This window comes from Variovorax sp. OV329, assembly GCF_900114785.1.
GTDB lineage: Bacteria > Pseudomonadota > Gammaproteobacteria > Burkholderiales > Burkholderiaceae_C > Variovorax.
The window spans coordinates 22,829-48,146 of sequence record NZ_FOUG01000004.1 but is presented as its reverse complement, the minus strand read 5'-3'; the positions used below and the strand labels follow the sequence as shown (position 1 = coordinate 48,146).

The following is a 25,318-nucleotide window of genomic DNA, read 5'->3' as shown; positions in this document are numbered from 1 at the left end:
CCCATGAACGCACCCGACAACAAGCTCATCGCCCAGATGGCCGACCCGCGCCACGACCCCACGCGTGTGATCCGCGCGCCGCGCGGCAGCCAGCTCAACTGCAAGAGCTGGCTCACCGAGGCACCGTTCCGCATGCTGCAGAACAACCTGGACGCCGAGGTGGCCGAGCGCCCGCAGGACCTGGTGGTGTACGGCGGCATCGGCCGCGCGGCGCGCAACTGGGCCTGCTACGACCAGATCCTGGCGACGCTGAAGGAACTGAACGACGACGAGTCGCTCTTGATCCAGTCGGGCAAGCCGGTGGGCGTGTTCAAGACGCACGAGAACGCGCCGCGCGTGCTCATCGCCAACTCCAACCTGGTGCCCAAGTGGGGCAACTGGGAGCACTTCAACGAGCTGGACCGCAAGGGCCTGTTCATGTACGGCCAGATGACCGCCGGCAGCTGGATCTACATCGGCAGCCAGGGCATCGTGCAGGGCACCTTCGAGACCTTCGTCGAAGCGGGCCGCCAGCACTACGCCAACGACCTGTCGGGCAAGTGGATCCTCACCGCCGGCCTGGGCGGCATGGGTGGCGCGCAGCCGCTGGCCGCCACGCTGGCGGGCGCCGTATCGCTCAACATCGAATGCCAGCAGAGCAGCATCGACTTCCGCCTGCGCACGCGCTACGTGGACAAGCAGGCGCGCGACATCGACCACGCCTTCGAGTTGATCAAGCAGCACTGCGATGCGAAGGAAGCCGTGTCGATCGCGCTGCTGGGCAATGCCGCCGAGATCCTGCCGGAACTGGTGAAGCGCGCGAAGGCCGGTGGCCTCAAGCCCGACCTGGTGACCGACCAGACTTCGGCGCACGACCTGATCAACGGCTACCTGCCCATGGGCTGGAGCGTGACCAAGTGGCAGGCCGCGATGAAGGACGAAGCGCAACACGCCGAGCTCAAGGCCGCCGCCGCGAAGTCCTGCGCGGTGCACGTGCAGGCCATGCTGGACTTCCAGGCCATGGGCATCCCCACGGTGGACTACGGCAACAACATCCGCCAAGTGGCCTTCGACGAGGGCGTGAAGAACGCCTTCGATTTCCCCGGCTTCGTGCCGGCCTACATCCGCCCGCTGTTCTGCGAGGGCAAGGGCCCGTTCCGCTGGGTGGCGCTGTCGGGCGATCCGGAAGACATCTACAAGACCGACGCCAAGATCAAGGAGCTGTTCCCCGAGAACAAGCACACGCATCGCTGGCTGGACATGGCGCGCGAGCGCATCGCCTTCCAGGGCCTGCCGGCGCGCATCTGCTGGCTGGGCCTGGGCGAGCGCCACAAGGCCGGCCTGGCCTTCAACGAAATGGTGAAGAGCGGCGAGCTGAAGGCACCCATCGTCATCGGCCGCGACCACCTGGACACCGGCTCGGTGGCCAGCCCCAACCGCGAGACCGAGTCCATGAAGGACGGCACGGACGCAGTGAGCGACTGGCCGCTGCTCAACGCGCTGCTGAACACCGCCGGCGGCGCCACGTGGGTCAGCCTGCACCATGGCGGCGGCGTGGGCATGGGCTATTCGCAGCATTCGGGCGTGGTGATCGTGTGCGACGGCACCGACGCGGCCGCCAAGCGCATCGAGCGCGTGCTGTGGAACGACCCGGCCACCGGCGTCATGCGCCATGCCGATGCGGGCTACGACATCGCCATCGACACGGCGAAGAAGCAGGGCCTGAACCTGCCCATGCTGAAGTAGGAACAAGGAAGAAAGGCGATGCGATTCCCACCCAGTGGGAATCATTGCTTGGAAACCGGGACGGCGGGCCAGATACTGCCTGCCGAATCCCACCTTCCGACGCGCGAACCACCGCCCAGATGACGCCCCCGCCCGAAGCCGCCCACAACGACCGTGCGCTGCACTTGCTGTCGGTGCTCGCGCAAAGCCGCACGGCGATGACGGCAGCCGAGATGCTCGAGGCCACCGGTCTGTCGCAGAGCACGCTGTACCGGCAGATCGCCACCTTGCGGCGCTGGGGTTTCGTGATGGAGGCCGAGGGGCGCTACTCGCCCGGCCCGGTCAGCGTGCAGTTGGCCAGCGGCTTCGATGGCAACTCCGACCTGGTGATGGCGGCGCGCCCCGACATGCGCGCGCTGGCCGAGCAGTCGCACGAAAGCGTGGCCCTGGTCACTGCCGTCAACGACCGCGTGGTGTGCCTGGAGATGATCGACAGCGAGCAGTCCCTGCGCTGCTCCTTCGACCGCGGCCGCAGCGTGCCGGCGCGCGACGGTGCCAGCGCCAAGTGCCTTCTTGCGCACATGCCGGCCGAGCAACGCGATGCCTTGCTCGACGCCGTGCGCGAGAGTGCAACGCTGCGCGCCAGGCGTGCCGCCGAACTCGACGCCATCCGCGCCGCTGGCCATGCCATCACGCAAGGCGAGGTGGATGCCGGGGTATGGGGCGTGAGCGCGCCATTGCTCGGCACCGGCCGCCGGCTGCGAGGCGCCATCACGCTCATGGCGCCGCTCTCGCGCGTCCAAGGCATGGAAGCTGCATTGCTCCACATGACCGTCGTCACGGCGGCTCGCATCTCGCGCGCACTGCAGTAGCGCGCTTTCTTCTTTCCCCTTCTCAATCACCCACAAGGAAGACCCTTAGCCCATGACCACCCGTCGCACCCTCGTCGCCGCCGCACTGTCCGGCCTCGCCTTCCTCGGTCTTGCCGGTGCTGCGCAGGCACAGCAAGGCGAGCCGTTGCGCGTTGCCACCGATGCCACCTTCCCGCCGATGGAGTTCGTCGAGAACGGCAAGCGCACCGGCTTCGACGTCGAGTTGGTCGAGGCCGTCGGCAAGGCCCTGGGCCGCAAGATCGAGTGGATAGACATCGACTTCAAGGGCCTGGTGCCGGGCCTGGTGTCCAAGCGCTTCGACATGGCCGTCTCGGGCATCTACATCACCGACGAGCGCAAGAAGGTGGTGGACTTCACCGTGCCCTACTACGCGGGGGGCCTGGTGGTCATGGTCAAGGATGGCAACACCGCCATCAAGGCGCCGGCCGACATCAACGGCAAGAAGGTCAGCGTTCAGGTGGGCACCAAGTCGGTGGCCTTCACCAAGGAGAAGTTCCCGCAGGTGCAACTGTTGGAGGTCGAGAAGAACCAGGAGATGTTCAACCTGGTGGACATCGGCCGTGCCGACGCCGCTGTCACCGGCAAGCCTGCCGCCTACCAGTACGTGCGCACGCGTGGCGGGCTCAAGGTGCTGCCCGAGCAGCTCACCACGGAGGAATACGGCATGGCCATCCGCAAGGACACGCCCGAACTGACCAAGGCAGTCAATGGCGCCATCGAGAAGCTCAAGGCCGACGGCACCTACGCCCAGATCGTGAGCAAGTGGTTCAAGCAATGATGACCCCCCGGCCTTTCACGCGCTGCGCGCGTGGAACTCCATCACGCAGCAGGCTGGCGCGACTGGCTTGGCTCGGCCCGGCGACCGGCCGCCGGACGGACTGACGGATGGACCTCGATTTCTCGCCCGTCTGGGACGGCTGGTCCGCGCTGCTGCGTGGCGCACTGGTCACGGTGGAGATCACGGCCTGCGCCCTGGCGCTGGGCTGCGTGCTTGGCCTGCTGGTGGGCATCGGCCGGCTGAATCCCAAGCGGCGCTGGCTCTACGGGATCTGCACCGCCTACGTGGCGGTCATCCGCGGCACGCCGCTTCTGGTGCAGTTGTTCATCCTGTTCTTCGGGCTGCCGCACTTCGGCATCCTGCTGCCGGCCTTCCTTTGCGGAGTGCTGGGCCTGGGCGTGTACTCGGGCGCCTACGTGTCGGAGATCGTGCGCGGCTCGATCCAGTCCATCGACAAGGGGCAGACCATGGCCGCGTTGTCGCTGGGCATGACGCCGGCGGTGGCCATGCGCCAGATCGTGCTGCCGCAGGCGGTGGTGCGGATGATTCCTCCGCTGGGCAACGAGTTCATCGCGCTCATCAAGAACTCGGCACTGGTCTCCCTGCTGACCATTCACGACGTGATGCACGAGGGCCAGAAGATCATCAGCGTCTCGTACCGCTCGCTCGAGGTGTACCTGGCCATCGCGCTCGTGTACTTCGTGCTCACCGGAACCATGACGCTGGTGCTGCGCCACTTCGAGCAACGGCTGCGCCAAGGCGGGCTGGTGCGATGAGCCTGACGGACTTCTCGCGCGCCGCGTTGCCGGTCACGCCCTGGAAGAACGGCGGCGGCACCACGCAGCAGATCATGAGCTGGCCGCCCGGCGCAGGGATCGAGACTTTCGGCTGGCGCGTGAGCATTGCCTGCATCGCGGCGGCCGGGCCTTTCTCGGCGTTCCCGGGTGTGGATCGGAGCATCATGCTGCTGGAAGGCGACGGTGTACGCCTGTTTGCGGCAGATGGCGACATCGACCACCAGCTTGACGTGGCGCACCAGCCTTTTGCGTTCAGCGGCGACCAGGCCATCGACTGCACGCTGCTCGGCGGCGCATCGCACGACTTCAACGTGATGACCCGGCGCGGCAAGTGGCGCGCCGACGTGCAGGTGCTGTCGCATGCCACGAGCATCGACGCGGCGCCCCACGGCGTGCTGCTTGCGCTGCGCGGTGCTTGGCGGCTCAATGACGGGCTTTGCCGCGAGGGCGAGGGCCGCTGCTGGGCCGGCGAACCGCACGCGTGGCAGGCGGTGCCGGACGGCCCGCAAGCGCGGCTGGCCGCCGTGCGCATCGTGCCGGCCTGACCCGTGAGCCGCAGGAGAAACGAAGAGATGTTGAAACCCGCAAAGCAATTGCCTCCGGCCGATGGACTGTGGATCGGCTTGCGCCTCGCTTCCGGCGCTGCCCCCGACCTTTCGCTTTCCGAGCACGCCGAGGCCGCGATCGTGGTCCAGCAGGGCACCATCCGCTGGGTGGGTGCGCGCAGCGAGGTGCCCGCGGCCTTCGCCGGCTTGCACGTGCACGAGGGCGGTGGCGCGCTCGTCACGCCCGGCCTGGTCGATTGCCACACGCACCTGGTCTACGGCGGCCGTCGTGCCAACGAGTTCGCGATGCGCCTGGCCGGCGCGAGTTATGAGGAAGTGGCCAAGGCGGGCGGCGGCATCGTCTCCACCGTGCGGGCCACGCGCGAAGCCAGCGAGGACGAACTCTTCGAATCGGGCGCCGCACGCCTGCAGAGCCTGCTGGCCGATGGCGTATGCGCCATCGAGATCAAGTCGGGCTATGGCCTGTCGCTGGAGCATGAGCGCAAGCAGCTGCGCGTGGCGCGCCGCCTGGGCGAGGCCTTCGGCGTCACAGTCAAGACCACCTTCCTGGGCGCGCACGCGCTGCCGCCCGAGTACGCGGGCCGCAACAGCGAGTACATCGACCTCGTCTGCAAGGAGATGCTGCCCGCGCTCGCCGACGAAGGCCTGGTGGACGCAGTCGACGTCTTCTGCGAGCGCATCGCCTTCACGCTGGAAGAGACCGAGCGCGTCTTCCAGGCGGCGCAGGCGCTGGGCCTTCCGGTGAAGCTGCATGCCGAGCAACTGTCGGACATGGACGGTGCCGCGCTGGCCGCACGCTACGGAGCGCTGTCCTGCGACCACATCGAGCATCTGTCGGCCAAGGGCATCGCCGCGATGAAGCAATCGGGCACTGTGGCCGTGCTGCTGCCCGGCGCCTACTACACGCTGCGCGACACGCACCTGCCGCCCATCGAGGCACTGCGCGCCGCGGGCGTGCCGATGGCCGTGTCCACCGACCACAACCCGGGCACCTCGCCCGCGCTGAGCCTGCTGCTGATGGTCAACATGGCTTGCACGCTGTTCAGGCTCACCGTGCCCGAGGCGCTGGCCGGCGTCACGCAGCATGCCGCTCGCGCGCTCGGCCTGCAGGACACGCACGGACGCATCGCTGCGGGCATGCCCGCGAACTTCGTGCTGTGGGACGTGAGCGAGGGCGCCGAGCTGGCCTACTGGTTCGGCCAGCGGCCGCTGCGCACCGTGGTCCGCCAGGGCCGCATCGCATCAGGGGCCGCCGCATGATCGCAGCGCCAGGCCGCCCCAAGCAAGCTCGCACCGCGGTGCGAAGCACGAAGGAACTCCAATGACCGCAGGCCGCCTCTTCGCCGCCGACGCGCTGCTGCCCGAGGGCTGGGCGAAGAACGTACTGCTGGCCTGGAACGATGCGGGGCAGCTGACGCGGATCGAAGCCGGTACGCACGCGCCTGCCGGCGTGCAGAGCGCCAAGGGCCCGCTGGTCCCCGGCATGCCCAACCTGCATTCGCATGCCTTCCAGCGCGGCTTTGCCGGCCTCACCGAATTCCGCGCCGGCGAGCAGGACAGCTTCTGGAGCTGGCGAACGCTGATGTACCGCTTCGCCGGACGCCTCGCGCCGCAGCACATGGAAGCCATCGCCACCTGGCTCTATGCCGAGATGCTGGAGGCGGGCTACACCAGCGTGTGCGAGTTCCAGTACGTGCACCACCAGGACGATGGCCGGCCCTATGCCGACGATGCCACGCTGAGCCTGGCGCTGCTGCGCGCCGCGCAGAAGGTGGGCATCGGCTTCACGCTGCTGCCGGTGCTCTATCAAACCAGCGGCTTCGGTGGCCTGCCGCCCAACGAGGGACAGCGCCGCTTCATCCGCTCCACCGAGTCGATGCTGGCGCTGCTCGAATCGCTCAAGCCCCGCTGCGACGCGCAGGGCGCCTGCCTGGGCCTGGCGCCGCATTCGCTGCGCGCCGTGCCGCCCGATGCGCTGCGCGAGGCGATCGCCGGGCTCGACGCCATCGACCGCAGCGCGCCCATCCACATCCACATCGCCGAGCAGACCCGGGAGGTCGAGGACTGCATCGCCTGGAGCGGCAGCCGCCCGGTCGAATGGCTGCTGGACCATGCGCCCGTCGATGCGCGCTGGTGCCTGGTGCATGCCACGCACATGAGCGACGCCGAATACCAGCGCGCGGCGGCCAGCGGCGCGGTGGCGGGCCTGTGCCCCACCACCGAGGCCAACCTGGGTGACGGCATCTTCGACCTGCCGCGCTGGCGCCGCCACCATGGCGCGTGGGGCTTGGGCTCCGACAGCCACGCGACGGTGAATGCGGCCGAGGAACTGCTGATGCTGGAATACAGCCAGCGCCTGGCCACGCGCCAGCGCAACGTGGGCGCGAGCGCCGCGCAGCCGCAGGTGGCCACGGCCCTCACGCTTGCGGCGGTGCAGGGCGGGGCGCAGGCATCCGGCCGTGCCGTCGGCGGACTCGAAGCGGGGCAGCAGGCGGACTTCGTGATACTCGACGCAGACCACCTGGCGCTGCAGGGGTTGGGCGCACCCGAGATGCTCTCGGCCCACGTCTTCGCCAGCCACCGCACTTCGGCCATCGACGCCGTGTGGGTGGGCGGAAAGCCGCGCGTCGCGGCCGGCCGCCACGCACTGCACGACGAGGCTGCGCGCGGCTTCGTGCAGGCGCGCAGCCAACTTCTCAAGGATTGATCTTCACCATGGCCTTCAGCACCACCGAGCCGCCGTTCCGCTTTCGCCAGGGTACGCGCCCGCTGCTCATCTCCATGCCGCACGTGGGCACGCACGTGCCCCCCGCGCTGGCCGCGCGCCTGACGGAAGAAGCGCGCCACGTGCCCGACACTGACTGGCACCTGGAGCAGCTCTACGACTTCGCCGACGAACTGGGCGCCTCGGTGCTGGTGGCCACGCATTCGCGCTACGTCATCGACCTGAACCGCCCGCCGGATGGCGCGAGCCTGTACCCCGGCCAAAGCGTGACCGGCCTGTGCCCCGTCGACACCTTCGACGACACGCCGCTGTACGCCGATCCAAAGGACCTGCCGGTAGACGAAGAGATCGCCGGGCGGCGCGATGCCATCTGGCGGCCCTATCACGCGAAGCTCGCCGAGGAATTGGCGCGCATCAAGGCAGCGCACGGTGTCGCTGCGCTGTGGGATGCGCACTCCATCCGCTCGGTGCTGCCGCGCTTCTTCGAAGGCAAGCTGCCCGACCTGAACCTGGGTACCGCCAACGGTGCCAGCTGCGACCCGGAGTTGGCGCAGACGCTGCTGGGCATCGCGAAGGACGCCACTGGCTACACGGGCGTGCTCAACGGCCGCTTCAAGGGCGGCCACATCACGCGGCAGCACGGCAATCCTGCCGCCGGCGTGCACGCGGTGCAGCTGGAAATGACCCAGAGCAGCTACATGCAGGAGGCCTTGCCCTTCGACTACCTGCCCGAAGTGGCCGCCGGCGTGAAGCCGCATGTGCGGCGCATGCTGGAGGCGGTGCTGGAATTCGTCGAGCGCAAATGAGCAGCGCTCCCAACACTTGAAACCGGCGAATCAGCCGCGCATCGTCGGACACCAGGCCATGCAAGCTCGCTAGTCTTTCTCTACTAGCTTGCCATCCAGGGGTTGATGCAAGGCACCCCCGTCGGTTCGAAGTGCCGCACGTTGCGCGTCACCACGGCGGCGCCATGGACAAGGCAAGTGGCAGCGATCAGAGGGTCGCGGTAGTCACGCGCATCTGACCACGGCAAGCTCGCGGCCTTGCGTGCTACCAGGTGGTCGACTGGCAGGATTCGCCCTGCGAACGCTGGCAGCACCATCTCATCGAGCCACCGGCCAAGAATCGCCGCCTGCGGTTCGTCACCGCGTTGCGCCAGCTGGGTGATGCCACGCTGCAGCTCCAGTACGGTGATAGAGGAGATACAGAGGGCGTCGGTCGCCTGCGCCCTGAGCCAGGCTTTCACGTTCGGGTCGCACGCGCTCTTGCGCGCTTCAGAAACGACGTTCGTGTCCAGGACGAACATCATGATGTCTCGCACTGTCCGACGAGTACGCCGCTCATCACATGAGGGCAATGCGCCGACGAGTCGGCCCAATCAACGACGCGCCTGCCATGCCTGGCGATACAGCGAAAACGTTGGCGGTTGCCTGCTGCGGTGGGCTCATTCGTCAATGTCTCTTGCCTTGATGGCGACCGGTTCGAAGTCGAATTCGATGGCGTCGGCGTCGGGCATGCGCAGCAGCTCGACCAGGCTCTTGTCTGTCTTTGTGAGGCGGCGGTACTCGGCGATCGGGATGAGCGCCAAGGACGGCTCACCGCGGTCGGTGATGATCACTGTGCCGCCTTCGCTGGCGACGCGCTTCGCCGCGCTGACGTTGTGCACGAACTCTCGGCTCGTGACGGTTTTGATTTGTGCGTGTCCCATGATTGGTTCCCTTTCAATCGGCTGGAATCCGATCCTGAACTGTATGTTAGTCACGTTACTAACACTCGTCAATGCGAGGACACCCTGAGCGCTGTGAGGACGCATCAGACCGACCCGAAGGTCGGCCGCGGTTCAGGCAGGCACACAACGCGCGCGAGTGCCGGTCCATAGAATCGAGCCTTATGAAGCCCACCGCCTACACCCGTGGCCAGGCCCTGCCCGGCATCCTCGCGAATCGCATCGCCATCCTCGATGGCGCCATGGGCACCATGATCCAGCGCTTCAAGCTGGGCGAAGCGCAGTACCGCGGCGAGCGCTTCAAGGACTTCGAACGCGACGTCAAGGGCAACAACGAGCTGCTCTCGCTCACGCGGCCCGACGTGATCCGCGACATCCATGAGGGCTACCTCGCGGCCGGCGCCGACATCGTCGAGACCAACACCTTCGGCGCCACCCGCATCGCGCAGGAGGACTACAAGATGGCCGACCTGGCGCGCGAGATGAACGTCGAATCGGCCAGGCTTGCGCGCGAGGCCTGCGACAAGTACAGCACGCCCGACAAGCCGCGCTTCGTGGCCGGCGCCCTGGGCCCGACGCCCAAGACGGCCAGCATCAGCCCCGACGTGAACGACCCAGGCGCGCGCAACGTGGGCTTCGAGGAGCTGCGTGCCTCGTACTACGAGCAGGTGGAAGCCCTGGTGGAAGGCGGCGCCGACCTGCTGCTGGTCGAGACCATCTTCGACACCCTCAACGCCAAGGCTGCGCTCTTCGCCATCGACGAGTACTTCGAGAACAGCGGCGAGCGCCTGCCCATCATCATCAGCGGCACCGTCACCGATGCCTCGGGCCGCATCCTGAGCGGGCAGACCGTCACTGCCTTCTGGCACAGCGTGCGGCATGCGCAGCCGCTGGCCATTGGCCTGAACTGCGCGCTGGGCGCGGCGCTGATGCGGCCCTACATCCAGGAGCTGGCCAAGGTGGCGGAAGACACCTTCATCAGCTGCTACCCCAACGCCGGTCTGCCCAACCCGATGAGCGACACGGGCTTCGACGAGACGCCTGACGTCACCTCGCGCCTGCTGTACGAGTTCGCGGCCGAAGGACTCGTGAACATCGTGGGCGGCTGCTGCGGCACCACGCCGGACCACATCGCGGCCATCGGCGCGGCGGTGTCGCCGGTGGCGGCGCGCGGCGTGCAGCAGCGCCAGGCCTTCTATCGCGAAGCTGCCTGAGTGAGTGCTTGCAATGAAGTGCGAAGGGGCGCCGCGGCGCCCTTTTGCTTTGATGAAGGCCGGGTAAAGCGGACCACCCGATGTAAGGGCCGTGCACCGGGCAGCCCGCACCGCCGTTGGGTGAGCACGCGACGTTGGCTGATTGACAGCCGCGGCGCCAGCCGGCCTCATGGGTCGAGCACAACACGGAGCCATTGATGAACAACACAGAACAACAAGCAGGTCCGCGAATGTGGCTGCGCTGGCGCATCCGGCAAGCCGTCGTCGCCGGCCTGCTGGCGCTGCCTCTGGCCGCCATGGCCCAGCAGGCGGTCACCCGCGCCGGCGTGACGCTCATGGCCGGGCCCGGCAACAGCTACCCGGCCGTGGCCGAGCTGGGCCAGGGCCAGCCGGTGGACGTCATGGGCTGCACCCAAGGCTATGGCTGGTGCGACGTGATGCTGCCCGATGGCTTGCGCGGCTGGGTCTTTGCCAACGCACTGGCGTACCCCTACCAGGGCACACCGGTGCCGCTGGCAGGCTACGGCGCGGTGATCGGCGTGCCCATCATCACCTTCAGCGTGGGCAACTACTGGGGCCGCTACTACCGCGATCGGCCCTGGTATGGCGAGCCCCGCTGGTGGGGCGGAAGGCCGCCCCCACCACCGCCGCCGGGCTGGCGGCCGCCGCCCCCGGGACGGCCCGCATGGCAGCCGCACCCCGGACCTCCGCCACCGAACTTCCGGCCGCCGCGCCCGCCGGCCTGGCAGCAGCCGGGCTGGCCCGACAACAACGTCCGGCCCCCGCACGACCCGGGCGTGCGGCCACCGCGGCCGGGGCCTGGCGGGCCTCCGGGAGGACCACCGATGAGCAGCCGTCCGGCCAACCTGGGCGAGGGGCGGCAGTGGGACAGTCATGGCGGCCGCGGACAGGGCGGTCCCCAGGGGCGCCCGGGCGACCGGGGTCCTGGCGGCGGACCGCAGGCGCATCCTGGCGGTCGCGGGCCAGGCGGGCCGCAGGGCCCGCAGGGCGATCGCGGAAGCCACGGGGGTGACCGCGGCAATCACGGAGGCGATCGCGGCAACCACGGTGGCGGAGGTGGCGGGGACCGGGGTGGCGGTGGCGGCGGCGGTGGCGGGCCCGGTGGGCAGGGCGGCCAGGGCGGACCAGGCGGCCGCAGCTAGCGACGGCCCATCAGCGCCACGAAGCGCTGCGCCCCCAGTCCCAGGGGGCGCTCCTTCGACCAGACCACGTCCACCCACAGGTCCAGTTCGTTCGAGAGGTTCTCGAACACGATCTCCACCAGCGTGCCGGCCGCAACGTGCGGCCGCGCCAGGTTGCGTGGCAGCCAGCCCCAGCCCAGGCCGGCGCTGATCATGCTCAGGGCCGCCAGCGCGTTGTCGGTGCGCCAGGTGTGGCGGCCGAAGACCAGGCGCGAGTCGGTGGTGGCCCGGTCGCGGCCGGCCACCACGATCTGCCGCGTGTTGTGCAGGTGTTCCTCGCGCAGCTTGCCGTTTCGCGCCGACTGGAGCACCGGGTGCGTGGGCGCGACCATCATCGCCAGGGTCTCGGTCGTTACCTCCTGGAAGCCCTCGCGCCCGTCCAGGCTGGGCCGTTCGAAGACCAGCGCGAGTTGGGCCCGGCCGGTGTGCAGCATGCTCAGCGCGTCGGCCTGCGGCGCGGCCAGCACCTCGCACTCCAGCAGTGGATGCTCGGCCGCCAGGGTGGCCAGCACATTGCTCCAGGGTGCCGCCAGCAGTTCCGGCGCCACCGCCAGCGTCAGGCGCGATTCCAGGCCCTGCGTGAGTCCCAGCGCCTGCACCTGCAGGGCCTTGAGTTGTGCATCCACCAGCCGAGCCTGTGGCTCCAGCGAGCGCGCGGCAGCGGTCGGCTTGGGCTCGCGCCCGCTGCGGTCGAAGAGCGGCAGGTCCAGGTCCGCTTCCAGGTTGGCGATGGCCATGCTCACCGCCGACGGCACGCGCCGGAGCGCCCGCGCGGCGGCCGAGAAGGAGCCGTGATCAAGAACGGCCAGGAAGACCTGCAGGTTGTCGCTGGAAAGGCCCATGGGCGACCGACCTTTCAATAAAACTGAAAGAAGATGACTTTATATATCAGACAACAACACATAAAGTCCAGGTCAAGCAATCAGTTTTGGCTCCCCAAGGAAGGTCATGCAAGGTATCAAGCGCAAAGTCGTCTACGTCGGTCTGTACGAAGCCATCGCCATCGTTGTGGCCAGCTTCGGCTTTGCCGCCATGTCGGGCCAGGAACTCAGCCACGCTGCGCCGCTGTCGGTGGCCGCCTCGGTCATCGCGGTGGGCTGGAACCTGATCTTCAACAACCTGTTCGAGATGTGGGAGTCGCGCCAGGCGGTCAAGGGCCGCAGCGTCGGCCGCCGCGTGGCGCATGCCATGGGCTTCGAGGGCGGCCTGGTGCTGATGCTGGTGCCACTGGTGGCCTGGTGGCTGGACGTGTCGCTGTGGGCCGCGCTGCTGATGGACCTGGGCCTGGTGGTGTTCTTCCTGGTCTACACCTTCGTGTTCAACTGGGTGTTCGACGCTGTTTTCGGGCTGCCGGCGTCGTCGCTGAAGCCGGCCTAGCTTGAAGCGCTGCCCCGGCAGCGCGCATGCCGGACTCGCAGAAGGCCCCACAGGAGGAGCGCCACGACTGGTGTCCAGACCAGCAACCCGAGCACGGCGAGCAGGTCGGTGACCTCTTCCTGGTCCTGCGCGCGATAGAAGACAAGCGCCCATTCGAGCATTGAATCGCTGACCGGCAAGGGAATGATCGATTGCATTCCCAGTCGCGTGAGCCACGCGGCCGCAGTCAATGCAGCGAGCGACCACGTCAAAGATTTCAAGAGGCGTTTCATCAGAGGCACCGTTCGCGCAGTGCAACCTGGAAGTAGCAGACACCGGGATTTGACACGACGGGGCCCGAGCAGCCAAAGACCGATTTCTCTGAGGGTGTCATTGGGCCGGTCTTGGCTTGGTCCGCTGCACTGTGTCCTTGTCTACACCTTCGTTCTTCAATAGTGAGGTGCGACCGCGTTTACGGACGGAAGCCCAGGCTCTCCAGACTGTCCGCACCGACGGTTCCATCTTCGATGACGACCGCAGAGTGGGCGAGGAGATGACCAATAGCGCTCAGGCCTGAGTGGATGGCGGCCAGAGTCGTTTCGGCGTCCTCAACGATCGCCTCGAGAACTGGCGCCTCGCACGCACTCAGGTCGAACTGGCCTTGCCCATCCAAGGAAAGGCGGCCCAGGTGATTCAGTAGGCCGCGCATCGGACGCATAGGCTGGCTTCGACATTGATGCATGCACATACTATAGTCTCTGACGTACTATGGTACGTCCACGAACACTTCGTGGATGCAGAGTTCCCGCCTTAATCCTCCCGCCCAGAAGGACTTGAGGCGTGCGTTCGCCGAGGCGATCGTCGAGCGTCGCAACGAACTCGCGGTCAGCCAGGAAATGCTGGCGGAAGCCTGCGACCTGAGCGTGAGCTACGTCAGCCTGCTTGAGCGGGGGCAGCGGAACCTGACCGTGTACAGCGCTGCGAAACTCGCCGCCGCGTTGGGAATGCAGACTTCACAGCTCGTCCTGCTCGCCGAAGCCAAGCTGAAGAACCTCAAGCGGCAATAGCCTGCGGTCTGGCTGGAGACCTGTCAGGGAATAGCTGGTCGAGTAAAATTCTCCTCCCCAAGGAGCGTTGCAGCGCTCGCCGCCACACACATCTGGCGGCGCAGCGTCAGGCTTGGGGCCTCAGCTTTTTTGCAACGACGCTCGCCTGTACGTGCCTTCGCAGGTGAGCCCATGTCCGACACCCAACACTCCGTCCCTCCCATGAAGCTGTCCGGCCTCGAGCCGGTTCGCATCGGCGAGGGCACGCTCTTCGTGAACATCGGGGAGCGCACCAACGTCACCGGTTCCAAAGCCTTCGCCCGCATGATCCTCAACGGCCAGTTCGAGGAAGCCTTGGCCGTGGCGCGGCAGCAGGTGGAAAACGGCGCGCAGGTGATCGACGTGAACATGGACGAGGCCATGCTCGACAGCAAGGCGGCCATGGTGCGCTTTCTGAACCTGATCGCCAGCGAGCCCGACATCGCCCGCGTGCCGATCATGATCGACAGCTCCAAGTGGGAGGTGATCGAGGCCGGCCTGCGCTGCGTGCAGGGCAAGGGCATCGTCAACTCCATCTCGATGAAGGAAGGCGTCGAGAAGTTCAAGCACGAGGCCGCGCTGGTTCGCCGCTACGGCGCCGCCGCCGTGGTCATGGCCTTCGACGAGCAGGGCCAGGCCGACACCTACGCGCGCAAGATCGAGATCTGCGAGCGCGCCTATCGCATCCTGGTCGACGAGGTGGGCTTCCCGCCCGAGGACATCATCTTCGACCCCAACATCTTCGCGGTGGCCACCGGCATCGAGGAGCACAACAACTACGCCGTGGACTTCATCGAGGCCACGGGCTGGATCAAGAAGAACCTGCCGGGCGCCAAGGTGTCGGGCGGTGTCAGCAACGTGAGCTTTTCCTTCCGCGGCAACGACCCGGTGCGCGAGGCCATCCACACCGTGTTCCTGTACCACGCGATCCAGGCGGGCATGGACATGGGTATCGTCAATGCCGGCATGGTCGGCGTGTACGACGACCTGGAGCCCACCCTGCGCGAGCGGGTGGAAGACGTGGTGCTCAACCGCCGTCCCGATGCCGGCGAGCGCCTGGTGGAAGTGGCCGAATCGGCCAAGGGCGCGGCCAAGGACGACAGCCGCAAGAACGACTGGCGCGGCACGCCCGAGGCGCCGGTGTCGGTGGGCCAGCGCCTGGCGCATGCGCTGGTGCACGGCATCACCGACTTCATCGTGCCGGACACCGAGGAGGCCTACCAGGCCATCATCGCCGGCGGCGGCCGGCCGATCAACGTGATCGAAGGCCCGCTCATGGACGGCATGAACGTCGTGGGCGACCTGTTCGGCCAGGGCAAGATGTTCCTGCCGCAGGTGGTGAAGTCGGCCCGCGTGATGAAGCAGGCCGTGGCCCACCTCATTCCCTACATCGAGGAAGAGAAGCGCCAGGACGAGGCCGCGGGCCGCGACGTGCGCAGCAAGGGCAAGATCATCATCGCCACCGTGAAGGGCGACGTGCACGACATCGGCAAGAACATCGTCACCGTCGTGCTCCAGTGCAACAACTTCGAAGTGGTGAACATGGGCGTGATGGTGCCCTGCCACGAGATCCTGGCGCGCGCCAAGGTCGAGGGCGCGGACATCGTGGGCCTGTCGGGCCTGATCACGCCTAGCCTGGAAGAGATGCAGTACGTGGCCGGCGAGATGCAGAAGGACGAGCATTTCCGCCTGCGCAAGATCCCGCTGCTCATCGGCGGCGCCACCACCAGCCGCGTGCACACCGCCGTGAAGATCGCACCGCACTACGAGGGCCCTGTCGTCTACGTGCCCGATGCCTCGCGCAGCGTGAGCGTGGCGCAGAGCCTGCTGAGCGAGCAGGCGGCGAAGTACATCGACGAGATCAACGCCGACTACGAGAAGGTGCGCCACCAGCACGCCAACAAGAAGCAGGTCCCCCTGTGGCCGCTGGCCAAGGCACGTGCCAACAAGACGCCCATCGACTGGACCGGCTACCAGCCGCCGGCGCCCAAGTTCATCGGCCGCCGCGTGTTCCGCAACTACGACCTGGCCGAGCTGGCCAAGTACATCGACTGGGGTCCCTTCTTCCAGACCTGGGACCTGGCCGGCCCCTTCCCGGCCATCCTCAAGGACGAGGTGGTGGGCAGCGAGGCGGTGCGCGTATTCGGCGACGGCCAGCGCATGCTCAAGCGCCTGATCGAGGGCCGCTGGCTCACCGCCAGCGGCGTGATCGGCTTCTGGCCGGCCAACACCGAGAACGACGACGACATCACGCTCTACACCGACGAGTCGCGCGAGCACAAGCTGCTGACCTGGTGGGGCATGCGCCAGCAGACCGAGAAGCACGTCATCGACGGCGTGACGCGCCCCAGCCGCTGCCTGGCCGACTTCGTCGCGCCGCGCGAGTCGGGCCTGAAGGACTACGTGGGCATGTTCGCCGTCACTGCCGGCATCGGCGTGGAGAAGAAGGAGAAGTTCTTCCTCGATGACCTGGACGACTACTCCGCGATCATGCTCAAGGCCCTGGCCGACCGCCTGGCCGAGGCCTTCGCGGAAGCCATGCACCAGCGCGTGCGCACCGACCTGTGGGGCTACGTGCCCGACGAGGCGCTCTCCAACGAAGACATGATCGGCGAGAAGTACAAGGGCATCCGCCCCGCGCCCGGCTATCCCGCCTGCCCCGACCACAGCGTGAAGCGCGCCATGTTCGAGGTGCTGCAGTGCGACGAGATCGGCATGGGCATCACCGAAAGCCTGGCGATGACGCCGGCCGCCAGCGTGAGCGGCTTCTACTTGAGCCACCCGGAATCGACCTACTTCAACGTCGGCAAGATTGGGCACGACCAGTTGATGGACCAGGCCACGCGGCGTGGTGCGAGCGAGTCGGAGCTGGAGCGCTTGCTGGCGCCGAACCTGTAGTCAACGAACGCCGGTCGCGGCGCGCGAAGTCCCAAGCCCTAGCGCGCGAAGCGGCGCCGGTACTCCACCAGGCTGACTCCGAGGCGGCGGGCGAACGCACGGCGGAAGCCGTCCACGCTGGCATAGCCCACTGCATCGGCCAGCCGCTTGGCCGGTAGCTCCGACTCTTCGGCCAGGCGTCGGGCGGCGTCGATCCTCGCGTTCTCGACGAACTCCGCAGGCGTCGTGCCAGTCTCGCCGCGGAAGATCCGGGCAAAACTTCTTTCACTCATGCCGGCGCGCGACGCCAGCGCCGGCACCGACAGGTCGTCCTTGAGATGCGCCAGGACATGGTCCTGAACCAGGCGCATGCTGGAGCGATCGGCCGTCTGCGCCGCCAGGTGGGCACTGAACTGGCTCTGGCCGCCGGGACGCTTGAGGAACATGACCAGTTCGCGCGCCACCCGCAGCGCGAGTTCGCGGCCGTGGTCTTCCTCCACCATCGCGAGGGCCAGGTCCATGCCCGCAGTGACGCCGGCCGAAGTGAAGAGCTTGCCGTCCTTCACGTAGATGGCATCGGGCTCGACGCACGCACTCGGATACGACGCCGCGAGGCGGCCGGTGGAATTCCAGTGCGTGGTCACCCGTTTTCCGTCCAGAAGCCCGGCGGCCGCCAGCACGAAGGCCCCGCTGCACACCGAGCCGTAGCGCCGCACCTTGCCAGCCTGGCGTCGCAGCCAGTCGTGCACCGTTCCATCGATCGCCATCCTGTCGATGCCGGGGCTGCCGGCCACGAGCAGGGTGTCGATCGGACCCCTGCAGGCCGCTATCGTCGTGTCGACCGCCAGGCACAAGCCGTTGCTGCACTTGAGCAGGCCTTCCTGGGTGCCGACGAGCTGCACCGTGTACGCACGCCGGTCGCCCAGCTGGCGTGATGCCTCGGCAAACACATCAGCGGGGCCGGCCACGTCGAGCGACTGGACGCGGGGGAAGGCGAGGATGGCGATGCGCATGGCTGACAAGATCCGATAGTTGGCAGAAATCGCCGCAAGGAGTCGCAGACAGGATGGCGAGCTTGGCAGAAACTATCCCGAGCTGCAAATTCTGCCAAAACCGATGCAAAGCCTTTCCCTGACCCCGTCCCCCTCGAGGGCGCCTCATCGCGCACAAGCATCCATCCGCAACCTGCCCGTCAATCTGTTCGCCTCGGTCATGGGCCTTTCGGGGCTGGCACTGGCGTGGCGCCTTGCACATGGCAGCCTGGGCGCACCCTCTCTTGTCGGCGAGGCGATCGCCGCGTTCGCGCTGGCCGTCTTCGTGCTCGTCTCACTGGGCTATCTCGCGAAGCTGGCGAAGCACCCGCAGGCCGTGCGCGCGGAGTTCCTTCATCCGGTGGCCGGCAACTTCTTCGGCACCATCGTGATCTCGCTGCTTCTGCTGTCTGCCGTCGTCGAGCCCTATAGCGCGCCTGCGGCACGCGCCCTCTGGACGCTGGGCGTGGCAACGACCTTCCCGCTCAGCTTCGTCGCCGTCTCGCGCCTGCTCAAGGGCCAGGTGGATGCGTCGCATGCGGTGCCGGCGTGGCTCATCCCGGGCGTTGCGACATTCGACATCGCCGTGACCGGCGGCCACATGCCGATGCAATGGGCCATGGAAATCAACCTGTTCGCGGGCGCGGTCGGCGCGGTGCTGGCACTGGTGCTGTTCGCCATGATCGTGAGCCGGCTGGTGCATCGCGATCCGCTCGCGCCTGCGATGACCCCGTCCCTGATGATCCTCGTCGCGCCATTTGCCGTGGGCTTCCTCGCGTACGTCAACATCGCCGGCGGTATCGATCGCTTCGCCGCATTGCTTTTCTACTTTGCGCTCTTCATGTTCGCAGTGGTCGCCCCGAAGGTGTTCCGCCGGGGCGCCAGCTTTTCTGCGGCGTGGTGGGCGATCGGCTTTCCCATGGCTGCACTGGTCAATGCCGCGCTGAAGTACGCGCAGTTCCGGCAGAGTGCGGTGCTTCTGGGCCTCGCGGCGGTGCTTCTGGGCCTGCTGAGCCTGGCGCTTGCGGTGCTGACGCTGCGCACCCTGCAAATTGCGCTCAATGGGAAGCTGCTGGCGTGAGCAGGGCCGGCAGGCCCGTCGCGGCCGTCACTGGCCAGTACAGGTCCGATGCATGGGCATGTGCGTCCGGATCGGGATTGATCACCGCCACGCGCCCCCCTTCCGCGCGCGTCGCCGCTGGCAGGCTCGCCGCGGGCTGCACCAGGCCGGAGGTGCCGATCACCAGCATCAGGTCGGCCTCAGCCGCCAGTTGAAGCGCCTCAGTCCAGGCCTGCTCCGGGAGCATTTCGCCGAACCACACCACGCCGGGGCGGATGGGGCCGCCGCAATGCGGGCAGCGTGGTGGTGCCAGTCGTTCGACCGGCGGTTGTTGCGGGTCGAAGTCGCCAACGGACTGCAAGGTAAAGGGGGCCGAGCAATCGAAGCAGCGCGGCGAGAAGATGCTGCCGTGCAGGTGCACGACTGAAGCCGAGCCGGCGCGCTCGTGCAGGTTATCCACGTTCTGGGTCACGATCGACAGGCGCTCGACCTGTGGCGCGGCCGCGAGTTGGGCCAGTGCCTCGTGCCCGGCGTTCGGCCGGGCGTGCGCGACCTTCCTGCGCCGCCATTCGTACCAGGCCCAGACCATCTCCGGGTCGCGCATGAAGGCCTCGGGCGTCGCCAGCGTCTGTGGGTCGAAGCGTGACCACAGGCCCGTGCCTCGGTCGCGGAAAGTGGGGATGCCGCTCTCGGCCGACATGCCGGCGCCGGTGAAGGCGACGATGCGGCGGGCGGAGCGCAGGGCTTCCAGCAGCGGGGCAGGGACATCGATGCTCATCGGCGCATTGTCGGGCGCCGGACTCCGTAGGACTACGGAGTGCCGCCGCAATCGACCGGATGGTTCGAAGACCGCCGGCGCCCTAGAGTGCAGGCAAGAGAGTCGCCGCCCGTGCGACCTGCAGGAGCCCTTGCCATGCCTCGTCTTCTTCGTCATCCGCTTGGTGCCGTCGCTGCATTGGCGCTTGCCGCTCTGTGCGCTCACGGTGCATCCGCCCAGCAGATGCCTTCAGCTTCGGAGCAACGCGCTTACATAGGCCTGCAGCAGGCCGCCTGGCGCGGCGACCTGCCGGCACTGGACAAGCTGCTGACCCAAGGCAGCAAAGCGGACCTGGAAGTGCGCGATCCGCACGGCCGCACGCCCCTGCAGATCGCCACCTATGCGAAGCAGCGCGAGGCGATCCGCCGGCTGGCGCGTGCGGGCGCCAAGCTCGACGCCATGGATTCGCAGCGCTACGACGCCGTCACCATCGCCTCGGTGGCCGACGATCCGGAAACGCTGGCGTTGCTCCTGTCCCTCGGCGCCAGTGCCAAGCAAACCACCAGCCCGTACGACGGAACCGCGCTCATCGCAGCCGCCCACCTGGGCCATGTCGAGGTGGTGCGCCAGCTGATCGCCGCCGGTGCGCCGCTGGACCACGTGAACAACCTGCACTGGACGGCGCTGATCGAATCCATCGTGCTGGGCGACGGTGGCACGCGGCACCAGCAGACGCTGGCGCTGCTGGTGGATGCGAAGGCGAACACGCAACTGGCCGACCGGGACGGCAAGACGCCCCTGCAGCTCGCACGCTCGCGCGGCTATGGGGCGATGGTGGCGAAGCTGGAGGCGGCGGCGGCGAAGTAGGGCGCTGGCGCGCGCGTCAATGCGCCGCGCCCGAAACCACCACCGCCACCTCCGTCGCCGGCGGCGTATTCCTGCTGCGCCCGCAGCGCACGATGCCGTCGATCATCACCATGCCCACGCCGGGGATGTCGCCCAACTGCACGCTCTCCAGCAGCGTCTTGCCGGCCGTGTGCTGCGCCTTGTCCATGAAGACGAAGTCGGCGTCGCGGCCCGCTTCGATCAAGCCGCAGTTGAGCTTGCGCAGGCGCGCCGTGTTGCCGGTGGCGAAGCAGAACACGGTCTCGGCCGGGATGTCCGCCAGCGCCGAGATCAGCGAGACCATGCGCAGGATGCCCAGCGGCTGCACGCCCGAGCCGGCCGGCCCGTCGGTGCCCAGGATCACGCGGTGCGGGCACTTGAGCTCGATCGCCGCGCGCGCCGCGCCGATCGCGACCTTCTCGTTGCCGTTGTGCACGATCTCGATGCCGCGCGTGCTCTGCTCGCACAACTCGCACACGTGCTTGAGCGGCAGCGAGGTGTGGCCGCCGTTGATGTGGCCGATGATGTCGGCGTCCGCCTCCAGCACCGTGTCCTTGTCGATGTAGCCCGAGCCCGGCACCGACGGGCCGCCAGTGTGGATGGTGCTCTGGATGCCGTACTTGCGTGCCCAGGCCACCATCTCCTTGGCCTCGTAGCCGGCCTTTACCGAGCCCAGGCCCACCTCGCCCAGCAGGCCCACGCCGGCCTCGGCCAGCTCCTTGAAGTCGTTCTCGACCATGCCCTTCTCGATCACCGGCGCGCCTGCCAGCACCTTCACGCCGCCAGGACGGAAGGCGTCGAAGGCCCGCTGCGCGGTGATGGCCAGCGCCTTCAGGCCCACGATGTCCTTGGGCCGGCCGGGGTAGTGCACCTCGCCGGCGGAGATCATGGTGGTCACGCCGCCGTTCATGCTGGACTCGATCCAGTTGAGCTGGCTCTGGCGCGGCGTCCAGTCGCCGGCCACCGGGTGCACGTGGCTGTCGATCAGGCCGGGGGCGACGCAGGTCTTCTTCGCGTCGATGACGGTCTTGGCGCCCTCGGTGTTGCAGTCCTTCTCCTTGCCGACCTGCACGATCAGCCCGTCGTTCACCACGATGGTGTCGGCTTCCAGGATGGGCTTGTCGATGTCGCCCGAAAGAAGAAGACCGATGTTGCGGATGACTACCTTGCCCGACTTGCCGCCGGCTGCTGCTGCTTCTGCCATGACTTCTGTTCCTCGTGGGTGGATCTGCTGTCTTTGTGTGGCGGGTCGTTGGCGGCGCTGCCGGCCACGTCCACCGTGCGCAGCACCGTCTCGATCACGAAGTCTTCCCAGTGCGCGACGGCGTCCTGGTTCTCGAGCGGCTCGCCCAGGAATGCACTGAGCGTGTAGCGGTTCGAGGTGTAGAAGTAACCGGTGGCCGCGATCAGCAAGTAGAGATCGCGCGCCGACACGTCGGGGCGGAACAGGCCCTGCTGGACGCCGGCCTCGACGATGCGCTGCAGGATCTCGATGGCATGCGACGAATACTCGCGCGCCCGCAGCGACTTGGAGATGTGCTTGCCCTTGTGCAGGTTCTCGCTGTTGAGCAGCGTGACGAACTCGGGGTTGCGCCTGTAGTAGCCCAGCACGAAGCGGATCACGGCGGTGAGCGCTTCCACCGGCCGCGTCTCGTCCAGCTCGATGGCGGCCTCGGCCTCGTCCATGCGGCGGTAGATGCCTTCCAGCACCGCGATGAACAGGCCTTCCTTGCTGCCGAAGTAGTAGTAGATCATCCGGTCGTACGAGTTGGCCGCCTTCGAGATCTTCTCGACGCTGCCGCCGTCGTAGCCGTAGCGGGCGAACACCTTGGTCGCCGCCTTGAGGATGCTGTCGCGGGTGGCCTGGGCAGCCGCCTCGCGCACGCCGGTGCGGCGCGTGGGCGCCTTGGTCGTCGTGCCGCGTGAGGACTTGCCCTCGGCCATCTTGTGCTGGATGCCCCGCTTACTTTTCGGCGAAGGCGCGCTCTACGACAAATTCGCCTGGCGTGCTCGTGTTGCCTTCCTTGAAGCCGCGCGCCTCCAGGATGTGCTTCAGGTCCACCAGCAGCCCCGGGCTGCCGCACAGCATCACGCGGTCTTCCTCGGGATTGATGGGGGGCAGGCCCAGGTCGTTGGTGAGCTTGTCGGTGGAGATGAGGTCGGTGATGCGGCCCATGTTGCGGAACTCCTCACGCGTGACCGTGGGGTAGTACAGCAGCTGCTTCTCGATCATCTCGCCCAGGATCTCGTGCTTGGGCAGGTGGTCCACCACCAGGTCGTGGTAGGCCAGCTCGTCCACCTGGCGCACGCCGTGCGCGAGGATGACCTGCTCGTACTTCTCGTACGTTTCCGGGTCGCGGATGATGCTCATGAAGGGCGCCATGCCGGTGCCGGTGCCGAACAGGTACAGGCGCTTGGCCGGCAGCAGGTAGTCGATGAGCAGCGTGCCGGTGGGCTTGCGGCCCACGATGATGGTGTCGCCCACCTGGATGTGCTGCAGCCTCGAGGTGAGGGGGCCTTCCTCCACCTTGATCGAGAGGAATTCCAGGTGTTCCTCGTAGTTGGGGCTGACGATGCTGTAGGCGCGCAGCAATGGCTTGTTGTTGACCTTCAGCCCGATCATGGTGAAGTGGCCGTTGGAAAAACGCAGCGCCGGGTCGCGCGTGGTGGTAAAGGTGAACAGGCGGTCCGTCCAGTGGTGGACGGAGAGAACACGCTCTTCGCTGAATGCACTCATACGAAACTCGATTCGGTTGGTGGATGGGCGGGTGCAAGACGCATGCCGCGTGCTGCGTGCCCGCAAAAGGTGCGCTCGACTGGCGGTGGGCTGCGAAGCGCATCCGGCGCCCGGAGAACCGGGCCCCAGCCCTCTATTGTCGCCGCTTCGCCCACAGGTCGGAAAAACACCATTGCAAGGCCTCGCTCCCTTTGCTACATTGATTTCATGTAGTGAACGCAACATGAAAGTGTAGCGAATGCTACATGCGAGGCCTGCTTCTTGCAAGCCTGCGGATCGAGTTCCTTTTCGAGATCGCCCCGATGACCGAACACACCAAGACGGACGGCCTGCCTGGCATCGACATGCCGGTGCTGGCCGACGCGCAATTGCGAAGCGCGCCGCGCAGCGAGCGCATGAGCACCGCCAAGATCGAGTGCAACGCCTGCCCGGTGCTGTGCCAGATCTCCGACGGCCGCACGGGCGCGTGCGACCGCTACGCCAACCGCAACGGCGCGCTGGTGCGCGTCGACCCGGTGGTGCTGCTGCGCCGCGAGCTGGCCGGTGGACAGCCTGCGCTGGTGGCCTTCGCGGACAAGGGCGCCGACGCGGGCGCCGAAGCGGCGGCCGAGCCCCAGCCCGACTGGAACGGCGACCTGCTGCTGGCCGACGAGGTCTTCGTCACCGGCCTGGGCGCCTCCACCACCTACCCCGACTACAAGCCCGCGCCCTTCATCGTGGCTTCCAAGGCGCAGGGCGTGGACATGGTCACCGTGGTCACCGAGGGCATCTTCAGCTACTGCAGCCTGAAGGTGAAGATCGACACCGACCGCTTCCTGGGCCCCGAGCAGGCCAACGTGCGCTACAAGGGCGAGGTGGTGGGCCACGTCACCACGGCCGAGTACGGTTCGCAGATGCTCTCGCTGGGCGGCGTGCACCACCTCACCGGCGGCAGCAAGAAGGAAGGGCGCATGACGCTGGAGGTGATGCAGCTCCTGGGCAACAAGAAGCCGGCCGAATGCACCATCGACGGCGGCTCCACCGTGGTGGTGCAAGCCGGCAAGGCGCCCATCGTCGGCGGCGTGGAAGAGCAACGCATGCGCGTGGGCTGCGGCTCGGCGACCATCGGCATCTTCGCGCGCCAGCTGCGCGACCTGTGCGACGAGGTGGTGGTGGTGGACGACCACATCACCGGCGTGCTCACCGAGCACCAGGCTGGCCGCTGCCTGGGCATGGGCCCCTCGGGCATCCAGATGCGCGGGCGCAAGTCCACGCCGGGGCGCTACTTCCAGGTGGCCAACCCCGGTACCGGCTGGGGTGGCACCGACATCGCCGATCCGCTGTCGATCATCGAGGGCTGGGAAGAGGGCGTGGCCCGGCCCGGCCTGCGCATGCTGATGACCTCCACCACCGGCGAGCACGCGCAGTGGTTCGTGCTCGACGATTCGCTGCAGCCGGTGGAGCAGGACATGCCCGCCGAGGTGCGCCGCGTGGTCGAGCGCATCGGCGAGAACTGCGAGCCCTCGCTGTGCACGGTGCTGTTCCTCGGTGGTGCGGGCGGCTCGCTGCGCGCCGGCGTCACCGAGAACCCGGTGCTGCTCACGCGCGCCATCAAGAATGCGCTGGTCAACGTCACGCTGGGCGGTGCGCCGGCCTACGTGTGGCCGGGCGGCGGCATCACGGTGATGGCCGACGTCATGCGCATGCCCGACATGAGCTTCGGCACCGTGCCCACGCCGGCGATCGTCGCGCCCATCGAGTTCACGATGCGGGCCAGCGACTTCGCGGCGCTGGGCGGCCACACGGAGCAGGTCTTCTCGCTGGAAGAGGCACTCAAGCGTGGCGCGTGGCACAACGACGGCGCGCCTCAGGCACGCCGCTGGGAAGCCTTGGACCCGGCCAATCCCTGGCCCATCGGCCACGCGCCCATGCTGGGCTGAGCACCA

26 protein-coding genes and 1 riboswitch are annotated in these 25,318 nt (G+C 67.5%); of the genes, 16 read left to right on the top strand and 10 right to left on the bottom strand.

The genetic code is table 11. The features are described 5' to 3' along the window. Positions 1–3 precede the first annotated feature (3 nt). The 8 genes from hutU to hutG all read left to right on the top strand — a co-directional run bounded on the left by hutU (position 4) and on the right by hutG (position 8,269). A complete protein-coding gene (hutU, locus tag BM345_RS07650; RefSeq protein WP_093377483.1) occupies positions 4–1,725 on the top strand; it encodes a urocanate hydratase in 1,722 nt (573 codons plus the stop codon). A gap of 119 nt (positions 1,726–1,844) precedes the next feature. Then, positions 1,845–2,576 carry an IclR family transcriptional regulator gene (locus BM345_RS07645; protein ID WP_093377480.1) on the top strand — a complete coding sequence of 244 codons (732 nt, stop codon included), beginning with the start codon at positions 1,845–1,847 and terminating at the stop codon, positions 2,574–2,576. A gap of 52 nt (positions 2,577–2,628) precedes the next feature. Then, positions 2,629–3,375 (top strand): transporter substrate-binding domain-containing protein, encoded by a 747-nt coding sequence (locus tag BM345_RS07640; protein WP_093377478.1) that lies wholly within the window; start codon positions 2,629–2,631, stop codon positions 3,373–3,375. Positions 3,376–3,482: 107 nt separating this feature from the next. Continuing rightward, positions 3,483–4,151 (top strand): amino acid ABC transporter permease, encoded by a 669-nt coding sequence (locus BM345_RS07635; RefSeq protein WP_093377475.1) that lies wholly within the window; start codon positions 3,483–3,485, stop codon positions 4,149–4,151. After that, positions 4,148–4,717, top strand: a complete 570-nt coding sequence (locus BM345_RS07630) for a HutD/Ves family protein (protein ID WP_093377473.1) — start codon at positions 4,148–4,150, stop codon at positions 4,715–4,717. Before BM345_RS07635 ends, BM345_RS07630 begins: the two co-directional genes overlap by 4 nt. A 27-nt stretch (positions 4,718–4,744) precedes the next feature. Further along, complete coding sequence (gene hutI, locus BM345_RS07625) at positions 4,745–5,998, top strand: imidazolonepropionase (RefSeq protein ID WP_093377470.1); 1,254 nt, start codon at positions 4,745–4,747, stop codon at positions 5,996–5,998. Positions 5,999–6,059: 61 nt separating this feature from the next. Then, positions 6,060–7,445: a formimidoylglutamate deiminase gene (locus tag BM345_RS07620; RefSeq protein WP_093377468.1), complete on the top strand. Its 1,386-nt coding sequence runs from the start codon at positions 6,060–6,062 to the stop codon at positions 7,443–7,445. 8 nt (positions 7,446–7,453) lie between these two features. After that, complete coding sequence (hutG, locus tag BM345_RS07615) at positions 7,454–8,269, top strand: N-formylglutamate deformylase (RefSeq protein WP_093378357.1); 816 nt, start codon at positions 7,454–7,456, stop codon at positions 8,267–8,269. An 83-nt stretch (positions 8,270–8,352) separates the two neighbouring features. Here hutG and BM345_RS07610 read toward each other — a convergent pair whose 3' ends face one another. After that, on the bottom strand, positions 8,353–8,772 hold the full coding sequence (locus BM345_RS07610; RefSeq protein ID WP_093377465.1) for a type II toxin-antitoxin system VapC family toxin: 420 nt from the start codon (positions 8,770–8,772) through the stop codon (positions 8,353–8,355). A gap of 135 nt (positions 8,773–8,907) precedes the next feature. Continuing rightward, on the bottom strand, positions 8,908–9,171 hold the full coding sequence (locus BM345_RS07605; protein ID WP_093377463.1) for a type II toxin-antitoxin system prevent-host-death family antitoxin: 264 nt from the start codon (positions 9,169–9,171) through the stop codon (positions 8,908–8,910). A gap of 182 nt (positions 9,172–9,353) precedes the next feature. Here BM345_RS07605 and BM345_RS07600 point away from each other — a divergent pair, with 182 nt between their 5' ends. Then, on the top strand, positions 9,354–10,403 hold the full coding sequence (locus tag BM345_RS07600; RefSeq protein WP_093377460.1) for a homocysteine S-methyltransferase family protein: 1,050 nt from the start codon (positions 9,354–9,356) through the stop codon (positions 10,401–10,403). Between the two features lie 197 nt (positions 10,404–10,600). Then, positions 10,601–11,566 carry an SH3 domain-containing protein gene (locus BM345_RS07595; RefSeq protein ID WP_254789641.1) on the top strand — a complete coding sequence of 322 codons (966 nt, stop codon included), beginning with the start codon at positions 10,601–10,603 and terminating at the stop codon, positions 11,564–11,566. On the opposite strand, the gene BM345_RS07590 is transcribed toward BM345_RS07595, so the two are convergent. Further along, positions 11,563–12,447: a LysR family transcriptional regulator gene (locus tag BM345_RS07590; RefSeq protein ID WP_093377455.1), complete on the bottom strand. Its 885-nt coding sequence runs from the start codon at positions 12,445–12,447 to the stop codon at positions 11,563–11,565. The two genes, BM345_RS07595 and BM345_RS07590, sit on opposite strands and share 4 nt — an antisense overlap. Before the next feature lie 106 nt (positions 12,448–12,553). On the opposite strand from BM345_RS07590, the gene BM345_RS07585 reads away from it, so the two are divergent. Then, complete coding sequence (locus tag BM345_RS07585; protein WP_093377453.1) at positions 12,554–12,982, top strand: PACE efflux transporter; 429 nt, start codon at positions 12,554–12,556, stop codon at positions 12,980–12,982. Here BM345_RS07585 and BM345_RS07580 read toward each other — a convergent pair. Continuing rightward, the gene (locus tag BM345_RS07580) at positions 12,979–13,254 is read right to left on the bottom strand and encodes a hypothetical protein (protein WP_139237476.1); all 276 of its coding nucleotides are present in this window, start codon (positions 13,252–13,254) and stop codon (positions 12,979–12,981) included. The two genes, BM345_RS07585 and BM345_RS07580, sit on opposite strands and share 4 nt — an antisense overlap. 179 nt (positions 13,255–13,433) lie before the next feature. Continuing rightward, positions 13,434–13,670, bottom strand: a complete 237-nt coding sequence (locus BM345_RS07575; protein WP_093377448.1) for a hypothetical protein — start codon at positions 13,668–13,670, stop codon at positions 13,434–13,436. Positions 13,671–13,755: 85 nt separating this feature from the next. On the opposite strand from BM345_RS07575, the gene BM345_RS07570 reads away from it, so the two are divergent. Then, a complete protein-coding gene (locus BM345_RS07570; protein WP_093377445.1) occupies positions 13,756–14,028 on the top strand; it encodes a helix-turn-helix domain-containing protein in 273 nt (90 codons plus the stop codon). Between the two features lie 53 nt (positions 14,029–14,081). Continuing rightward, positions 14,082–14,178: riboswitch (S-adenosyl-L-homocysteine riboswitch) on the top strand. 21 nt (positions 14,179–14,199) lie between these two features. Next, positions 14,200–16,944 carry a methionine synthase gene (metH, locus tag BM345_RS07565; RefSeq protein WP_093377443.1) on the top strand — a complete coding sequence of 915 codons (2,745 nt, stop codon included), beginning with the start codon at positions 14,200–14,202 and terminating at the stop codon, positions 16,942–16,944. 38 nt (positions 16,945–16,982) lie between these two features. Here metH and BM345_RS07560 read toward each other — a convergent pair whose 3' ends face one another. Further along, positions 16,983–17,936, bottom strand: a complete 954-nt coding sequence (locus BM345_RS07560) for a GlxA family transcriptional regulator (protein WP_093377440.1) — start codon at positions 17,934–17,936, stop codon at positions 16,983–16,985. 103 nt (positions 17,937–18,039) lie between these two features. Between BM345_RS07560 and BM345_RS07555 the strand changes: the two genes are divergently transcribed. Continuing rightward, the gene (locus BM345_RS07555) at positions 18,040–19,035 is read left to right on the top strand and encodes an SLAC1 anion channel family protein (RefSeq protein WP_093377438.1); all 996 of its coding nucleotides are present in this window, start codon (positions 18,040–18,042) and stop codon (positions 19,033–19,035) included. On the opposite strand, the gene BM345_RS07550 is transcribed toward BM345_RS07555, so the two are convergent. Next, on the bottom strand, positions 19,013–19,792 hold the full coding sequence (locus tag BM345_RS07550; RefSeq protein ID WP_093377435.1) for an SIR2 family NAD-dependent protein deacylase: 780 nt from the start codon (positions 19,790–19,792) through the stop codon (positions 19,013–19,015). The two genes, BM345_RS07555 and BM345_RS07550, sit on opposite strands and share 23 nt — an antisense overlap. A 222-nt stretch (positions 19,793–20,014) precedes the next feature. On the opposite strand from BM345_RS07550, the gene BM345_RS07545 reads away from it, so the two are divergent. Next, entirely contained in the window at positions 20,015–20,638 is a 624-nt protein-coding gene (locus BM345_RS07545; RefSeq protein ID WP_254789639.1) for an ankyrin repeat domain-containing protein, read from the top strand. Between the two features lie 16 nt (positions 20,639–20,654). Here BM345_RS07545 and BM345_RS07540 read toward each other — a convergent pair whose 3' ends face one another. The 3 genes from BM345_RS07540 to BM345_RS07530 are packed head-to-tail and all read right to left on the bottom strand — an operon-like array spanning position 20,655 to position 23,393. Further along, complete coding sequence (locus tag BM345_RS07540) at positions 20,655–21,860, bottom strand: amidohydrolase family protein (RefSeq protein WP_093377430.1); 1,206 nt, start codon at positions 21,858–21,860, stop codon at positions 20,655–20,657. Then, positions 21,818–22,600 carry a TetR/AcrR family transcriptional regulator gene (locus BM345_RS07535; RefSeq protein ID WP_093377427.1) on the bottom strand — a complete coding sequence of 261 codons (783 nt, stop codon included), beginning with the start codon at positions 22,598–22,600 and terminating at the stop codon, positions 21,818–21,820. The genes BM345_RS07540 and BM345_RS07535 overlap by 43 nt, the downstream gene beginning before the upstream one ends. 19 nt (positions 22,601–22,619) lie before the next feature. After that, complete coding sequence (locus tag BM345_RS07530; RefSeq protein WP_093377425.1) at positions 22,620–23,393, bottom strand: ferredoxin--NADP reductase; 774 nt, start codon at positions 23,391–23,393, stop codon at positions 22,620–22,622. A 302-nt stretch (positions 23,394–23,695) separates the two neighbouring features. Here BM345_RS07530 and BM345_RS07525 point away from each other — a divergent pair, with 302 nt between their 5' ends. Beyond that, complete coding sequence (locus tag BM345_RS07525) at positions 23,696–25,312, top strand: 6-hydroxynicotinate reductase (RefSeq protein ID WP_093378355.1); 1,617 nt, start codon at positions 23,696–23,698, stop codon at positions 25,310–25,312. Positions 25,313–25,318: the final 6 nt, after the last annotated feature.

Bases quoted from the DNA above. Each gene is read 5' to 3' on its own strand.
- hutU (WP_093377483.1), top strand. From the start codon at position 4: ATGAACGCACCCGACAACAAGCTCATCGCCCAGATGGCCGACCCGCGC.
- BM345_RS07645 (WP_093377480.1), top strand. From the start codon at position 1,845: ATGACGCCCCCGCCCGAAGCCGCCCACAACGACCGTGCGCTGCACTTG.
- BM345_RS07640 (WP_093377478.1), top strand. From the start codon at position 2,629: ATGACCACCCGTCGCACCCTCGTCGCCGCCGCACTGTCCGGCCTCGCC.
- BM345_RS07635 (WP_093377475.1), top strand. From the start codon at position 3,483: ATGGACCTCGATTTCTCGCCCGTCTGGGACGGCTGGTCCGCGCTGCTG.
- BM345_RS07630 (WP_093377473.1), top strand. From the start codon at position 4,148: ATGAGCCTGACGGACTTCTCGCGCGCCGCGTTGCCGGTCACGCCCTGG.
- hutI (WP_093377470.1), top strand. From the start codon at position 4,745: ATGTTGAAACCCGCAAAGCAATTGCCTCCGGCCGATGGACTGTGGATC.
- BM345_RS07620 (WP_093377468.1), top strand. From the start codon at position 6,060: ATGACCGCAGGCCGCCTCTTCGCCGCCGACGCGCTGCTGCCCGAGGGC.
- hutG (WP_093378357.1), top strand. From the start codon at position 7,454: ATGGCCTTCAGCACCACCGAGCCGCCGTTCCGCTTTCGCCAGGGTACG.
- BM345_RS07610 (WP_093377465.1), bottom strand. From the start codon at position 8,772: ATGATGTTCGTCCTGGACACGAACGTCGTTTCTGAAGCGCGCAAGAGC.
- BM345_RS07605 (WP_093377463.1), bottom strand. From the start codon at position 9,171: ATGGGACACGCACAAATCAAAACCGTCACGAGCCGAGAGTTCGTGCAC.
- BM345_RS07600 (WP_093377460.1), top strand. From the start codon at position 9,354: ATGAAGCCCACCGCCTACACCCGTGGCCAGGCCCTGCCCGGCATCCTC.
- BM345_RS07595 (WP_254789641.1), top strand. From the start codon at position 10,601: ATGAACAACACAGAACAACAAGCAGGTCCGCGAATGTGGCTGCGCTGG.
- BM345_RS07590 (WP_093377455.1), bottom strand. From the start codon at position 12,447: ATGGGCCTTTCCAGCGACAACCTGCAGGTCTTCCTGGCCGTTCTTGAT.
- BM345_RS07585 (WP_093377453.1), top strand. From the start codon at position 12,554: ATGCAAGGTATCAAGCGCAAAGTCGTCTACGTCGGTCTGTACGAAGCC.
- BM345_RS07580 (WP_139237476.1), bottom strand. From the start codon at position 13,254: ATGAAACGCCTCTTGAAATCTTTGACGTGGTCGCTCGCTGCATTGACT.
- BM345_RS07575 (WP_093377448.1), bottom strand. From the start codon at position 13,670: ATGCGCGGCCTACTGAATCACCTGGGCCGCCTTTCCTTGGATGGGCAA.
- BM345_RS07570 (WP_093377445.1), top strand. From the start codon at position 13,756: ATGCAGAGTTCCCGCCTTAATCCTCCCGCCCAGAAGGACTTGAGGCGT.
- metH (WP_093377443.1), top strand. From the start codon at position 14,200: ATGTCCGACACCCAACACTCCGTCCCTCCCATGAAGCTGTCCGGCCTC.
- BM345_RS07560 (WP_093377440.1), bottom strand. From the start codon at position 17,936: ATGCGCATCGCCATCCTCGCCTTCCCCCGCGTCCAGTCGCTCGACGTG.
- BM345_RS07555 (WP_093377438.1), top strand. From the start codon at position 18,040: ATGCAAAGCCTTTCCCTGACCCCGTCCCCCTCGAGGGCGCCTCATCGC.
- BM345_RS07550 (WP_093377435.1), bottom strand. From the start codon at position 19,792: ATGAGCATCGATGTCCCTGCCCCGCTGCTGGAAGCCCTGCGCTCCGCC.
- BM345_RS07545 (WP_254789639.1), top strand. From the start codon at position 20,015: ATGCCTTCAGCTTCGGAGCAACGCGCTTACATAGGCCTGCAGCAGGCC.
- BM345_RS07540 (WP_093377430.1), bottom strand. From the start codon at position 21,860: ATGGCAGAAGCAGCAGCAGCCGGCGGCAAGTCGGGCAAGGTAGTCATC.
- BM345_RS07535 (WP_093377427.1), bottom strand. From the start codon at position 22,600: ATGGCCGAGGGCAAGTCCTCACGCGGCACGACGACCAAGGCGCCCACG.
- BM345_RS07530 (WP_093377425.1), bottom strand. From the start codon at position 23,393: ATGAGTGCATTCAGCGAAGAGCGTGTTCTCTCCGTCCACCACTGGACG.
- BM345_RS07525 (WP_093378355.1), top strand. From the start codon at position 23,696: ATGACCGAACACACCAAGACGGACGGCCTGCCTGGCATCGACATGCCG.